14 protein-coding genes, 1 pseudogene and 1 riboswitch are annotated in these 13,461 nt (G+C 49.6%); of the genes and pseudogenes, 12 read left to right on the top strand and 3 right to left on the bottom strand.

What is annotated here, in order from left to right; genetic code table 11:
* The first annotated feature begins 36 nt into the window (after nucleotides 1-36).
* The 3 genes from ACQKPA_RS27970 to ACQKPA_RS27980 all read left to right on the top strand — a co-directional run bounded on the left by ACQKPA_RS27970 (nucleotide 37) and on the right by ACQKPA_RS27980 (nucleotide 1,866).
* Nucleotides 37-447 carry a VOC family protein gene (locus ACQKPA_RS27970; RefSeq protein WP_071220907.1) on the top strand — a complete coding sequence of 137 codons (411 nt, stop codon included), beginning with the start codon at nucleotides 37-39 and terminating at the stop codon, nucleotides 445-447.
* A 189-nt stretch (nucleotides 448-636) separates the two neighbouring features.
* Entirely contained in the window at nucleotides 637-1,065 is a 429-nt protein-coding gene (locus tag ACQKPA_RS27975) for a MarR family winged helix-turn-helix transcriptional regulator (RefSeq protein ID WP_427495695.1), read from the top strand.
* Between the two features lie 162 nt (nucleotides 1,066-1,227).
* A complete protein-coding gene (locus ACQKPA_RS27980; protein ID WP_427495696.1) occupies nucleotides 1,228-1,866 on the top strand; it encodes an FMN-dependent NADH-azoreductase in 639 nt (212 codons plus the stop codon).
* Nucleotides 1,867-1,915: 49 nt separating this feature from the next.
* Here the strand turns inward: ACQKPA_RS27980 and ACQKPA_RS27985 are convergent, their stop codons facing one another.
* Together ACQKPA_RS27985 and cls are read right to left on the bottom strand one after the other, a co-directional pair.
* Nucleotides 1,916-2,320, bottom strand: a complete 405-nt coding sequence (locus ACQKPA_RS27985; protein ID WP_427495697.1) for a VOC family protein — start codon at nucleotides 2,318-2,320, stop codon at nucleotides 1,916-1,918.
* Between the two features lie 122 nt (nucleotides 2,321-2,442).
* On the bottom strand, nucleotides 2,443-3,891 hold the full coding sequence (gene cls / locus ACQKPA_RS27990; RefSeq protein WP_427495816.1) for a cardiolipin synthase: 1,449 nt from the start codon (nucleotides 3,889-3,891) through the stop codon (nucleotides 2,443-2,445).
* 222 nt (nucleotides 3,892-4,113) lie between these two features.
* Between cls and ACQKPA_RS27995 the strand changes: the two genes are divergently transcribed.
* The 4 genes and pseudogenes from ACQKPA_RS27995 (at nucleotide 4,114) to ACQKPA_RS28010 (ending at nucleotide 7,919) form a co-directional block, all read left to right on the top strand.
* Entirely contained in the window at nucleotides 4,114-5,193 is a 1,080-nt protein-coding gene (locus ACQKPA_RS27995) for an AI-2E family transporter (RefSeq protein WP_427495698.1), read from the top strand.
* Between the two features lie 234 nt (nucleotides 5,194-5,427).
* Nucleotides 5,428-6,390 (top strand): ring-cleaving dioxygenase, encoded by a 963-nt coding sequence (locus ACQKPA_RS28000; RefSeq protein WP_427495699.1) that lies wholly within the window; start codon nucleotides 5,428-5,430, stop codon nucleotides 6,388-6,390.
* Nucleotides 6,377-6,988 (top strand): flavin reductase family protein, encoded by a 612-nt coding sequence (locus ACQKPA_RS28005; RefSeq protein WP_427495700.1) that lies wholly within the window; start codon nucleotides 6,377-6,379, stop codon nucleotides 6,986-6,988. Before ACQKPA_RS28000 ends, ACQKPA_RS28005 begins: the two co-directional genes overlap by 14 nt.
* Before the next feature lie 188 nt (nucleotides 6,989-7,176).
* Nucleotides 7,177-7,919 (top strand): annotated as a pseudogene (locus ACQKPA_RS28010) (SDR family NAD(P)-dependent oxidoreductase).
* A 54-nt stretch (nucleotides 7,920-7,973) separates the two neighbouring features.
* On the opposite strand, the gene ACQKPA_RS28015 reads toward ACQKPA_RS28010, so the two are convergent.
* On the bottom strand, nucleotides 7,974-8,873 hold the full coding sequence (locus ACQKPA_RS28015) for an exosporium glycoprotein BclB-related protein (protein ID WP_427495701.1): 900 nt from the start codon (nucleotides 8,871-8,873) through the stop codon (nucleotides 7,974-7,976).
* A gap of 498 nt (nucleotides 8,874-9,371) precedes the next feature.
* Nucleotides 9,372-9,517: riboswitch (cyclic di-AMP (ydaO/yuaA leader) on the top strand.
* Between the two features lie 377 nt (nucleotides 9,518-9,894).
* Here ACQKPA_RS28015 and ehuB point away from each other — a divergent pair.
* Genes ehuB through ectA form a run of 5 tightly spaced genes read left to right on the top strand, consistent with a single transcriptional unit; the run spans nucleotide 9,895 to nucleotide 13,458 of the window.
* Nucleotides 9,895-10,728 carry an ectoine/hydroxyectoine ABC transporter substrate-binding protein EhuB gene (gene ehuB, locus ACQKPA_RS28020; RefSeq protein WP_427495817.1) on the top strand — a complete coding sequence of 278 codons (834 nt, stop codon included), beginning with the start codon at nucleotides 9,895-9,897 and terminating at the stop codon, nucleotides 10,726-10,728.
* 1 nt (nucleotide 10,729) lies between these two features.
* Nucleotides 10,730-11,383, top strand: coding sequence for an ectoine/hydroxyectoine ABC transporter permease subunit EhuC (gene ehuC, locus ACQKPA_RS28025; RefSeq protein WP_427495702.1), 654 nt, complete (start codon nucleotides 10,730-10,732; stop codon nucleotides 11,381-11,383).
* A 2-nt stretch (nucleotides 11,384-11,385) separates the two neighbouring features.
* Entirely contained in the window at nucleotides 11,386-12,048 is a 663-nt protein-coding gene (gene ehuD / locus ACQKPA_RS28030; RefSeq protein ID WP_194544663.1) for an ectoine/hydroxyectoine ABC transporter permease subunit EhuD, read from the top strand.
* 14 nt (nucleotides 12,049-12,062) lie between these two features.
* Nucleotides 12,063-12,920: an ectoine/hydroxyectoine ABC transporter ATP-binding protein EhuA gene (gene ehuA, locus ACQKPA_RS28035; RefSeq protein WP_427495704.1), complete on the top strand. Its 858-nt coding sequence runs from the start codon at nucleotides 12,063-12,065 to the stop codon at nucleotides 12,918-12,920.
* A gap of 25 nt (nucleotides 12,921-12,945) precedes the next feature.
* Nucleotides 12,946-13,458, top strand: a complete 513-nt coding sequence (gene ectA / locus ACQKPA_RS28040) for a diaminobutyrate acetyltransferase (RefSeq protein ID WP_427495705.1) — start codon at nucleotides 12,946-12,948, stop codon at nucleotides 13,456-13,458.
* Nucleotides 13,459-13,461: the final 3 nt, after the last annotated feature.

The following is a 13,461-nucleotide window of genomic DNA, read 5'->3' on the forward strand; positions in this document are numbered from 1 at the left end:
TAAAATGAATCTATCAAATCGACGAGGTGATTCGAAATGGCTTTGAAAAGCGATAATATTTTTGTAAACCTACCAGTGAAGGACTTGGAGAAAACGAAGGACTTTTTCTCGAAAATCGGTTTTGAATTTAACGCGCAATTTACGGACAAAAACGCGGCTTGCCTGGTCATCGGCGATAACATCTTTGCCATGCTGCTCACCGAGGATTATTTCAAGACGTTCACCAAGAAAGATTTGTCGAATGCCGCGAACACAACGGAAGTAATTCTGGCACTATCCGCCGAAAGCCGGGAGCAGGTGGACGAAATCGTCAATGCCGCGCTTTCCGCAGGAGGGTCGCCTTCCAATGATCCGGTGGATCATGGCTTTATGTATGGATGGAGCTTCCAGGATCCGGATGGCCACCTGTGGGAAGTCATGTATATGGATCAGAGCCAGGTCGAATAGAAGCATTGTAGCAAGCAGCAGGATCTTCAACATGTAGAAACATACACTCAATAAAATAAAGCGGCAGAGGTCTCCGAGGTTATGGGGGAAATCTGCCTCTTTACTTTTATTTGGAAATCCATTATATTTGTATGTGCAAACAATAAATGGTGATTCAACAGGATGAACTCAGCGAAAGAGGTAGTCGTTATGTTAAACACGTATATCAAGGAATGCCTTTACTTCACGGCCAATCGTCTAAGCCGGGTGATTACCAAGATGGCAGAAGACGAGTTTGCCGCAAGCGGATTGTCACCCACTTATGCTTATTTGCTTATGGCTGTATATGAGAAGGAAGGGATCTCGCAGAAGGAATTAGGCGAAATTCTTCATCTTCAGCCTTCTACCGTAACCCGACTGGTTGAGAAGCTGGCCGTTAAAGGGCTGGTATATAATCGGGTGGAAGGAAGGATGTCATTGATCTATACAACCGATAAAGGAAAGGCTTTGGAGAAAGTGATTCACGAGTGCTGGATGAATTTGCGCAGTCGTTATGGCGCTATTTTAGGTCATGCCAAAGGAGATGAATTATCGCTGCATCTCTACGAGGTGAGTGATCAATTGGAGAATAAGGACTGAGGTCTTTATCTTCGCGGAATTATAATTGTATGTACAAACAAATTATAATAGAAGAATATGAAATGATGCGTGTTATGCGTTCATTCTAATCGGGAGGTGAGTCAGACTGGCGAGCTAGCTGGTGATTTTGGTTGTCCACAAAATAAAAGGAGTGTTGTTTATATGGAACGCGTACTCGTTATTAATGCACATCCGAGGGTGAGAAGCGAGAAATCCTTGAGCTTGCAGGTACTGGAGCATTTCGTAAGTAAGTATGCAGCGCAGAATCCGGCCAGTCTGATCGAGCAGATTGATCTATATCAGGAGGTCGTACCCGCCATTGACGCGAGTCTGCTGAACGGGTGGGAAAAGCTTGAGAGCGGGGAGCCGTTAACAGAGGATGAGGAGAAGGTGATGGGACGGATGGCTGAGATCCTGCAGCAGTTCAAGGGGGCATCCAAGTATGTAATCGCCATGCCGCTCCACAATTTTAACATTCCTTCCAAGCTGAAGGATTATATGGATAATATCATCGTTCCAAAGGAAACGTTCAGATATACGGAAAGCGGGTCGCAAGGACTCCTTACCGACGGAAGAAGCGTTGTGGTCATTCAGGGCAGCGACGGCATATATACTGAGAATGATGGGTACCGTGAGATTGAGTATTCGCATAAGTATTTGAAATCCATGTTCGAATTCCTCGGTATTACGGATTATGAGATCATTCGTGCACAAGGCCGCGCCGTGCTGGATGTTCAAGATATTTTGCACACAAGCCGATTGGCCGCGACAGAAGTCGTGGAACGTTGGAGTTCCAAATAAATCACGCAAAAAAGGCCCTCCAAGTGAAACTTGAAAGGGCCTTCTAATATTAATTGGCTTGCACTTCGGTCGTAACCTGCCACAATACGCCGAACTTGTCTTCCAGCAACCCGAACAGCGCTCCCCAGAATTCAGTCTTCAGCGGATCAAGCACCTTACCGCCCTGGGCCAAGCGGTCAAAGGCTTCATGCGCTTCAGCATCGCTCTCAAACGACAGGCTCAGATGAATCCCGTTCCCGCGCTCCAGGGTTTGGAATATGGAGTCCGACATAAAGATTGGAATGCCTCCGGCTACCAGACTAAGATGCATGACCTTGTCTTTAAGCTCTTCCTTGGTTCCGGGAATCTCGCCATGCGTTTGCACGGACAGGATCTCCCCGCCCAGTGCTTGGGTATAAAACTCAGCTTGCGCTTTTGCATCCTCAGAGAAAATATACGGTGTCAGTTTAGCCACGTTCAACATCCTTCCCAGTTTTAAATATGATGGATTCGTTTTTCTTGGCTTTAGTATAAGCGGTCTGAGTCTCCCGCATTTCTTCTGGATTGCTAAATGTTGGGCAGCGCTAAAGGTTTGTTTTACAGAATAGGGGACAGCAAGCGTGAGATGGATTCCTTGAACTTGATCCACCTTGATCGCTCCAGATACTGCTTCATCGTAAGCTGGCTGGATACCCGCAGATCCTGATGGAAGATGTCGGTCAACTGTTTCGATAAATGCTCATCGTACAGGAACGCATTCACTTCAAAATTCAGCTTGAAGCTTCGAACATCGATATTCGCCGTGCCGACGGAAGAAATCTTCTCGTCGATGATGATTGTCTTGGCATGAATGAAGCCATTATTGTAGAGATACACGTTAGCCCCTGTACTCAGCATTTCCCCGATATAGGATAAGGTCGCCCAATAAACAAAGGGATGGTCGGGTTTATCGGGAATCATAAGGTTAACCTCGACACCGGACAGCGCTGTAATGCGGAGCGCATCCAGGAGGCTGGCATCGGGGATAAAATAGGGCGTCTGAATATGAATCGATTTTTTGGCGGACGAAATCATTTTGATATAACCATTCTTGATGTGTTCATATCTGGAATCCGGACCGCTGGTCACAATCTGAATCCCGACATTACCCGGCGAATTGATCTTGGGAAACAGATTCGATTCATAAAAGATATCGTTATGGTGCGATGCCTGATTCCAGTCCAGAATGAAGCGAACCTGCATCGCATAAACGGCTTCGCCTTGAATGCGCAGATGGGTGTCCCGCCAATACCCGAACCTGGAGTTAAGACCCAGGTACTCATCCCCCACGTTAAACCCGCCGACATACCCGATGTTGCCATCAATGATTGCCAGCTTCCGGTGATTCCGGTAATTCAACCGCAGATTAATGAAACGCAGCTTGGACGGGAAGAAGGCTTCGGCTTCTCCGCCGGCTTCGCGAAATGCTTTGAAGAAGCCCTTGGTTAATTTACGCGAGCCCAGCTCGTCGTACAGAACCCGGACCTTCACGCCTTCTTTTGCTTTTTTGGTCAACAGGGATATCAGCTTCTTGCCCAGCTCGTCGCGACGGATGATGTAGTATTGAATATGTATGTAGACTTTGGCTTCCTCAATATCCTGAAACAACCGTTCAAATTTCTGGCGTCCATCCGTAAAGATTTCAACGTGGTTGTCGTCCGTAAGAATCGCCTGATTCTCATTGATATGCATATGGATCAAATCGCTGTTATCCGCTGCCGCTTGATTGCTGTACGGATACTCGCCGCGATTCATCCCTTCCATTTGGGAGAGCAATACCTTCTCGATTCCGGTTTTCTGCAGATCATCCCAGTGGAAGAGACGGATTCTTCTTAAATTCTGGGCGAACAACAGGTACAGCGCAAAGCCCAAAATCGGGATAAAGGACAGCACCAACAGCCATGCCCAGGTGGAGCCGGCATCCCGCCGTTCCCTGAACACCACGAACATGGAGAACACGATATTCAGTACGATGATCAGACCAAGAATGATGGATGTAACATGCAGGTTCATAATATCCTCCTAAACTATATCCTTGCCCTTGCAATCCATCATATTATACGTGAGGCGTTAGGAGAAGTATATATCCGCAGGATGAAGTGAACCGAATGGTTATAAAAGCGATGGCGCTACGATCCGACATCCTATGCCAGTGCAGGCGCAAGCGATTTGTATATGCACACATTGTCATGATACGATGGTGAAAAAATAGGAGAAGGGGCATGCTCTTTGCTGAAAATGAACAAGTTTTTCAAATTATGTCTTGCCGTGATCCTGGTCCTCATTATTATTTATCTGGGATCGCTGGTGGATTTTATATTCAGACCGGTACTTTCGTTCTTCTCGATCATCCTCGTGCCGCTGATGCTGTCCGGATTCTTCTATTACCTGCTCAGGCCGCTGGTTGATTTTCTCGAAAAGCGCAAGCTAAATCGCTCGCTGGCCATCCTGCTCCTATATGTCGTGTTTGCAGGCATACTTACAGGTTTTATTATTGGGGTATGGCCATCCCTGCGGGATCAGATCGTGGCCCTTGTACAGAATGCCCCCGCTTTGTTTGCAAAGCTTGGCGAGCAGCTACAGGAATGGGAGAATAACGGCTTCTTCAAGGATATATTCCCGGAGAACGCAAATCCGCTTACACAGCTAACTGATTATTTGAACCAAGGTTTCACGTTTTTGACGAATTATATTATGAACCTGTTTTCGTTTGTTTCGAGTTTTGCCATCGTCTTATTTACGTTCCCGATCATGCTGTACTACATGCTGAAGGAAGGCGGAAAGTTCGGGGAGATGATTGTCAGCTTTTTGCCTGACCGATTCAAGGAAGTAGGAGCCTCGGTGCTGGATGAAATCAATAACGCGCTCAAAGGGTTTATCGTGGGCCGGGTCCTCATCAATCTGGCGCTGGGCGTCTTGATGTATCTCGGCTTCCTGATTATTGGCCTGCCTTATGCGCTGCTGTTGACGGTTGTCGCGGTCATTGCGAATTTCATACCGTTTATCGGAGCTATTCTTTCCTCGATCCCGATCGTGATCATCGGGTTCATCCAGTCCCCGGGGACGGCGATCTGGGCGCTTGTTGTCATCCTGGCCGCCCAGCAGATTCAGGATAACCTGATTGGTCCGTATATCTTCGGCAAACAGCTGGCAATCCACCCCATTACGATCATTATTCTGGTTTTGGTGGGTCAGGATCTTGGTGGTATTATAGGGATTCTGCTGGTGGTACCGATTTACATGATCATTAAGATTATCGTAACAAGAGTGTATCAGCTGTTCTTTAAGGAAAAATGGCAAAAAGCATAGACGCGGGATAGACATGTGGCCGCAGCTGCATGCTGGAGCCGCCTAAGAGCGTGGAATCGTTCTTGGCGGCTTTTTGTCTGCCTGAGATATGAGGGGCCGCTTGACAATGGTATGAAAAAAATATAATCTCTAATTAAAGATATTCAATTTAAAGATTGTGTGATTTAGCTATACGAACCGGAATCAAGTATGGAAACATTGGGCTGGACACGAAACCATGAGGAGGCGATGGATATGGCATTACAAACGGCAGGCATTCATCATATTACCGCTTATGCGCAGGACCCGCAGAGAAATGTTGATTTTTATACGGGTGTGCTGGGGCTCAGAATGGTGAAGAAGACGGTCAATTATGATGCGCCTGAGGTTTACCATTTGTATTTCGGGGATGAGCAGGGACACCCGGGGACCATTATTACCTTCTTTCCGTCTTCTGCTTCACGGAGAGGGATACGTGGAGGAGGGCAGGTTGGGTATACAACATTTGTCGTCCCTGCGGGTGCCCTGCCTTATTGGGAAGAGCGTTTACGGAGATTCGGTGTTCCTGTCATGAAAGCATTTCGGTTTAACGAACATTATCTTCAATTCTCCGATCGCGATGGACTTTCTCTTGAGCTCGTCGAGCGGGAAAACGGTCCGAAGAGCAGTTGGTCTGTGAACGATGTGACGCCGGATACAGCGATTAAGGGGTTTGGCGGCGCAGTCCTGTTCAGCAACAAGTGGGAGGAAACGAAGAGAGCGCTGGAGCAGGTAATGGGGCTGACCTTCATGGGAGAGGACGTTAACTATGCACGGTTTCAGGCTGGGGGCCCTTTCGGCAACGTGATTGATTTACCGATGCGGGACATCCCGTTGGGTGCCGGAGGTGCCGGAACGACCCATCATATCGCATGGCGGGCCCAAGATGATGAGGAGCACAGCAAATGGTACGAATGGGTGAAACAGCATGGTTTCCACCCTACGGATATCAGGAATCGGAACTATTTCAAAGCGTTGTACTTCAGGGAACGAGGGGGGATCTTGTTTGAAATCGCAACGGATCCGCCCGGATTTACGGTGGATGAAGATTTGGACTCGCTAGGGGAACAATTGAAACTTCCTCCCTGGTTTGAACTGGAGCGAGCGCGTATTGAGGAAGGTCTGGAGCCAATACAAGTCAAAATACAGGAGAGGGGCAACTCAAGTGATATCCATTGACCCGAATACCCAAAGCGAACGGGACACATACAAGCTGCTGATCGGGAGCGTTGTTCCGCGGCCGATCGCTTTTGTTACGACATTATCGGAGGATGGCGTGCTGAATGCGGCGCCGTTCAGTTATTTCTCCATTCTGACGAGCAATCCGCCCATGCTGTCCGTTTCCGTTCAAAGGAAGAACGGCACGGCCAAGGATACAGCGAGAAATGCCATGCAAAGCGGCGAGCTTGTCATCCATATCGTGGACGAAAACACTGTTGAAGCCGTGAACGAAACGGCGGCGAACCTGCCTCCGGACGAGAGTGAGCTTGACCGAACCAATCTAACCCCGATCGTAAGCGAGGTTGTTAAGGTTCCCGGCGTTCTGGAATCCAAGATTCGCATGGAATGCGTACTGGAGCAGGTGGTTACCTTGAATGGCGCGGATCAACTGCCTGCCGCTGATCTATTGATTGCCCGCGTGGTTCGCTTCCACGTTGCGGAGGAGCTTTACGAGCAGGGCCGGATTGACGCTGCCAAGTTAAAGCCTGTGAGCCGAATGGCGGGAAACATCTATTCTGCACTGGGAGAGATGTTTACGATCGAACGGCCTATATAACAACGGACGGGCTGGATAAAGGGTTAGGACGCAGCGAATATCAAGTTGTGACGTTCATATGCCGTTATTCGATAGTACGTAGGTCTATGAAAGAAAAGGGGCTTGTGGAATATCATGCCTGAAATATGCAAACTCTACATGAATGTGGGGCTGTTATAATGAATTCACAATATAGGAGTGGTCGACAAATGAAGTTTGAATCCAAGGTTGTCATTGTGACGGAGGCGCCAGCGGGATCGGTGAAGCAGCGGTAAGGCTTTTTGTTGAAGAGGGAGCCAAGGTTGTTATTGCCGATTATTCGGACCGGGGACAAGCAGTTTCCGATGAATTAAAAGGAGCAGGCTTTGAAACGCTGTTCGTTAAGACGGATGTAACCCAAGAACAGGAAGTTGCGAATATGGTGAAGCAGACGGTTGAGCATTTTGGCCGTGTGGATGTATTGTTCGCCAATGCAGGCATTGCTCATGATGCTCCTGCTGATCAGTTGTCGATGGACAACTGGCAAAGAATGATTGATATTAATCTAAGAGGGGTGTTCCTGTGCGATAAATATGTAATCCAGCAAATGTTATCCCAAGGAGACGGAGGGGCGGTCGTAAACTGCGGATCGATCCATAACCATGTCGGAAAAGCGGGCGTTACCGCCTATGCTTCCGCTAAGGGAGGCGTTAAGCTGTTAACCCAGTCGATGAGCGCGGACTATGCTCCTAAAGGGATCCGGGTCAATGCCGTATGTCCGGGATATATCGATACGCCTCTAATTCAGTGAAGAACGGAAGCGATCACCCAGCATCTGGTCGGCCTTCATCCGATGGGCCGCTTGGGGCAACCGGAAGAAGTAGCCAAAGCCGTGTTGTTTCTCGCCAGTGAAGATGCGTCCTTCATTACAGGCACGAGCTTGTTGGTGGATGGCGGATATACAGCCGTATAAATGAAGCAAAGCCCCGATATAAAAATCGGGGCTTTTTTTACAGGAAACTGAAGCTTATATAATGTTGACGCCAGCGCTGGCGTAACCTGCCACTGCAGTGACAAGAGTTGTGCCGGCAGCGGTTGCCGAGAATACCATTAACAGGCGTGTATTGGCCGGCACCGGAATGGCCAGGCCTTCTACGAAGCCATTGCTTACTGTTCCGAGGGTTACGACGCCTGTGAGCGGCGGAGCCAGCGTAACAAGAGCGCCTGGTATCGGTGTGAAAATATTGCTCGTTGCTGGTGCGCTGTACAGTTGTGCTGTAATCGTAACCGTGGTTCCCAGCAGGGAAAGCGCCGCAGTAGTGCTAAAGGTAGCGGACAGTGCAGTGATAGTACCAGCTCGTGGCGTGTTAAACGCCATGTTAAGCAGAGTACCAGCTGCTCCAGTGAGGTCAATCGTACCGCCAGCCAGCGTAAACGTATTGGCCGAGTTACCAAATCCTACGAGACCAACGGATCCGACTAATCCGCCTAAAACGGTGGTCAGAGCAAGCGGTATGCCGGATGCGAATGGGATGATGGCTCCTCCGGCGGCTGCTCCTGTTGCCCCAGTAGCTCCAGTAGCTCCAGTAGGTCCCGCAGGTCCAACAGGTCCGACAGGCCCGACAGGTCCAGCAGGTCCAGCAGGTCCTGCAATACCGGTTGTCGGTCCGGCAGGTCCCACAGGCCCGATAGGTCCGACCGGTCCGATAGGACCCTGAGGACCTACCGGTCCACGGATAGCTTTTGGGCATCGACGCTTTTTAACAATACAAGCATGGTCTTTACGACCTCCGTGGCCTTTATGATCACCATGGCCTTTATGATCACCATGGCCATGAGACGGGCAATGCTTTTTCTTCGCATGAATGACTTTTTTCTCTATTTTTTTAAGAGCACACAATTTTCTCTTTCTAGAAGAACGTTCCAAATGAAGCACCTCCTTTAGATTTGTTCTATACTACGCAAATACTCTCGGTACGGCATGGGTTAATAGCGCATAAATGATAGATAAACAACTATAATTTCCAGAATGTACGCTAGCCCCGGAGGCATTCATCTATTGACGAATAGCAAAACTATAGGATGAATCTCGGATTGCCCTACGATATTCATAGGCTCTGTACGCAGCGGTTCAAAAAAAAATTTGCGCCGTATTTGCGCCGTAAATGTGTGGGGAAAGCTTTCACAATCCGAATGTAATTCATGGCATAAACGATCCACCACATGAATGAGTAAGGGAGGTATGTCAAATGCCTGCTATATAGCGAAAAACGAGACTGGGATAAAATTCCTGTATCGTTGGGGAAGAGGCTTGAATGAGGCATTTTTCATGCTTTTCATAGGCCCTGGAAGAACGGCATTTCCGCCTCTGAATTTCCAGAAAAAGCGGTTAAAGGGGTTTGACTTTTCCTGAAGTTCCCTTTATCATGGACACACGCTTAGTTTCCGGCATACATTTTCCGGAAAGCGGGGGAACCAGTTTCACCAGGGGCGAGTCACTTGGAATCACGAGTGTAGGGTACCATCTTACCCGAGTCCGTCAGCTAACCTCGTCAGCAGTGGATGGGTCTTGCATACATAATGGATGTTCATAACAAAGGCCCTTAATTCTCTTTAGGGGCCTTTTCTCTATTTTTTGACCCCCTGCTGGCGGAGCTATGTCTAGATCCCCTGTTTGGTGGTCTTTTTGTATTCTGCTAAAGAGGAGGGGCAAGGCCTGCAAATGTTTAACCAAAACCAATTAAATCGGTCAGATGGCATTGGGTTTAAGCGTGGAAGGAGATGGATGAATCATCTTCCCTGAAGGTCCGACCCATGCAAGGTATCTGAATACCCTTAAATCCCAGTTAACATATGAGTTAACATGGATAATTTCAACATGTCGTTTTTAAGAATTGCAAAGTCATAATGAAAGGTTGTGGAAAGTTTTGAAGAGAGTGGTTGTACTGATGTTGTCATTGATTATGGGGGTGTCGCTTGCGGCTTGCGGCGACAAAGGGAGCACATTGGAGCAAGCCATTGAGCAGGGGTATATCACCGTGGGATTTGCGAATGAGAAGCCTTATGCCTACAAAGAGGCCAATGGGGAACTCACTGGAGAAGCGGTCGAGATTGCCCGTGTTATTCTGGAGCGGCTTGGCATCAAGGAAATGAGGGGAGAGCTTACGGAATTCGGTTCGCTGGTTGCCGGACTTCAGGCCGAGCGGTTTGATCTAATTACCGCAGGCATGTTCATTAATCCGGATCGCTGCTCTGCCGTATTGTTTGCTAATCCGGAGTACAGCATCGGGGAAGCCATTGCGGTGAAGCAGGGAAATCCGCTGGGACTCGGAAGTTACGAGGACATTGCTAAGAACGACCAGGCCAAGGTAGCCGTTATGACCGGAGCCGTTGAAATCGGCTATTTGGAGAAGTCCGGCATTCCTACGGACCGGATCGTACAGGTTCCAGATCAGGCTTCGGCCATCAGCGCCCTTCAGGCAGACCGGGTGCAGGCAATTACCATGACGGGGCCGTCCCTGCAGGCGATGCTGGATTCGGCCAGCGACGACAGCATCGAACGCGTGGCTGATTTCGAGCAGCCGGTCATCGACGGCGAAAGCGTTCGCGGTTACGGAGCTACGGCTTTCCGCCAAGCGGATACCGAGTTTCAGGAGGCTTATAATGCGGAGCTGCAAAAAATGAAGGAGTCGGGCGAGCTGCTCGAAATTTTGCAGAAGTTCGGGTTCACAGAAGAAGAGCTCCCGGGCGAGATGACGGCCGCTGCGCTTTGCGGGGAATAGCATGCCGAATTCATGGATTGATTTTCTCCCTACGCTGCTGAAAGGGGCGGAGATCACGATTGTGGTTGCTTTCTTTTCAGCCATCCTTGCGGTCGTGATGTCCTTTGCAGCCGGGTTATGCCGACTGTCGAAGCTGTGGATCATTCGCACGTTGGCAGCCGTGTACGTGGAAGTCTTTCGGGGGACCTCCTTGCTGGTGCAGCTGTTCTGGTTGTATTTCGCCCTTCCGTTCATCGGCGTCGAGCTTCCGAAAATGCTGGCTGCGATCCTCGCGATCGGGCTGAACTTCGGCGCATACGGCTCGGAAATCGTTCGCAGCGCCGTGTTGGCCGTTCCGAAAGGACAATGGGAAGCCGCCGTAGCGCTTAATCTGAAGCCTTGGCAAAGATTGTGGAATGTCATATTGCCTCAAGCGTCCCTGCGAATGCTTCCCCCTTTCGGGAATCAGCTTGTGGAGCTCATCAAATCCACCTCACTGGTTTATTTCATCACAATGGCGGATTTAACGTATCAGGCGATGGTGCTCCGCAATAATTACATCTCCTGGACGACCGAGATTCTGGTGCTGCTGCTCCTCATGTATTTTGTCATTGCTACGCTCGTTTCGCTGGCAGTTCGACTGCTGGAGCGTAAATGGACAGCGGGGAGGCTATAGTCATGTGGGATTGGAACTATGTATGGGATATCCTGCCCCAGCTCTTGAGTGCATTAAAAATGACGGTATGGGTGACGATCTGCGCTTTCGCGGTGGCATTGATCATCGGATTACTGCTTGCTTTTGCAGCGCGGAGCCGATTTAAGGTGCTGTCACTAATAACCAAAGGAATGATCGAATTTATTCGCAATACACCGCTGCTGGTGCAGGTCTTCTTCCTGTATTACAGTCTGCCGCTTCTTACCGGAATTTCCATTCCGGCCTTCTATGCCGGGGTGATCGGTCTCGGGCTGCATTACAGCACATATCTGTCCGAGGTGTACCGATCCGGAATCGAGGGAGTGCCGAAGGGACAATGGGAGGCTGCCACAGCACTGAATTACACGAAAGCCCAAACCTGGCGAAGTATTATCCTGCCGCAAGCGGTGCCGCCGATCATTCCGGTACTGGGTAATTATTTGATTGTTATGTTTAAAGAGACGCCGATTCTATGCGCCATAACGCTTGTGGAGATGATGCTGACGGCCAAAAATATCGTGTCGCAGTCGTTCCGCGCATTTGAACCGTATACGATGGTCGGGATTCTGTTCCTGATCATCAGTTATATCGCCTCATTGCTTGTGCAAAGGCTGGAAAAACGCATGAATCTGCAGCGTGGAAAATAAAAGGAGGGAATCAATTGAATGCCGTTGTGATCGATGAGCAAGCAAAAGCGTCGAAGGTGCCGCAGCAGGAGGGAAATCCCGTTACCGCTACGGGTACAAAGCCGATTGTGAAATATACCGGCGTGACCAAGTCGTTTGGTGATCTACAGGTGCTTAAAGGCATCGATCTGGAGATGCAGCCTGGAGAAAAGGTGGCTGTGATCGGTCCGAGCGGATCGGGCAAAACAACGATGGGCCGGATGCTGATGACGCTGGAAGAACCGACCGAGGGAACCATCGAGGTTGATGGCGAGCTGCTCTGGCATATGGAAGAGAAGGGCAAGCTGGTTCGGGCCAATGAAAAGCATTTGCACCGGATGCGCTGCAATGTTGGCATGGTCTTTCAGCATTTCAATCTGTTCCCGCACATGAACGTGCTTCGCAATGTGACGGAGGCCCCACGCAAAGTGCTGGGTTTATCCAAGGAGGAGGCGGAGGAGCGGGCCGTCTCCATGCTCAGTAAGGTCGGTTTGGCCGACAAATTGAAGATGTACCCGTCCAATCTGTCCGGGGGCCAGAAGCAGCGGGTTGCCATCGCCAGAGCGCTGGTCATGCGGCCGAAGGTTATGGTGTTTGACGAGGTGACCTCGGCGCTTGATCCGGAGCTGGTCGGCGAAGTGCTGGAGGTGATCCGGGAAATTGCGGATGAAGGCGAAATGGCCATGATGCTGATTACACATGAGATGGATTTTGCGAAGGAAATCGCGGACCGCGTCATCTTCGGAGCCGATGGTAGGATCGTTGAGCAGGGCACGCCGGAGGAGATATTCGATAATCCCCAGAGCGAGCGGCTGCAGAGCTTCCTGCAGCGATTCCGCTCGAACGGAAATTAGTTCTGGAAAGAGGTGATTGTATAGAATGGCTGTGGATACCGATACCGAAATTGTATACCGAAGACCGGAAGCCCGGGACGGCACCCGGGTGTGGGAGCTTATACGCGACACCGGATCGCTTGATCTGAACTCCCCCTATTGCTACATGCTGCTTGGAGATTACTTCCATGATACCTGCATGATCGCCGAGCATGAAGGAGATATCATCGGTTTTATTTCCGCCTTCCGTTCTCCTCGCAACCCGGAGACGCTGTTCGTATGGCAAGTGGCCGTTGCTAATTCGCATCGGAGGCAAGGCGTTGCAAAGGCGATGCTGACAAATCTTATGAATCAGAAGGCATGCCATGGCGTCCGTTACATTGAAGCTACGGTATCGCCGAGTAACATGGCGTCCCGTCGTTTGTTTCTCGGATATGCCGAGGAGAAATCCATTCCCAGCACCGTAACCGTAGGTTATGGAGCAGAGATGTTCCCCGATGGAACGTCCCATGAAGATGAGCCGTTATTCGTGATTGGCCCCTTTTTCAATGACATTTAAACA

Origin of the sequence: Paenibacillus sp. NPDC093718 (genome assembly GCF_050279985.1) — a bacterium.
In the GTDB taxonomy this organism is placed as follows: domain Bacteria; phylum Bacillota; class Bacilli; order Paenibacillales; family Paenibacillaceae; genus Paenibacillus_AQ.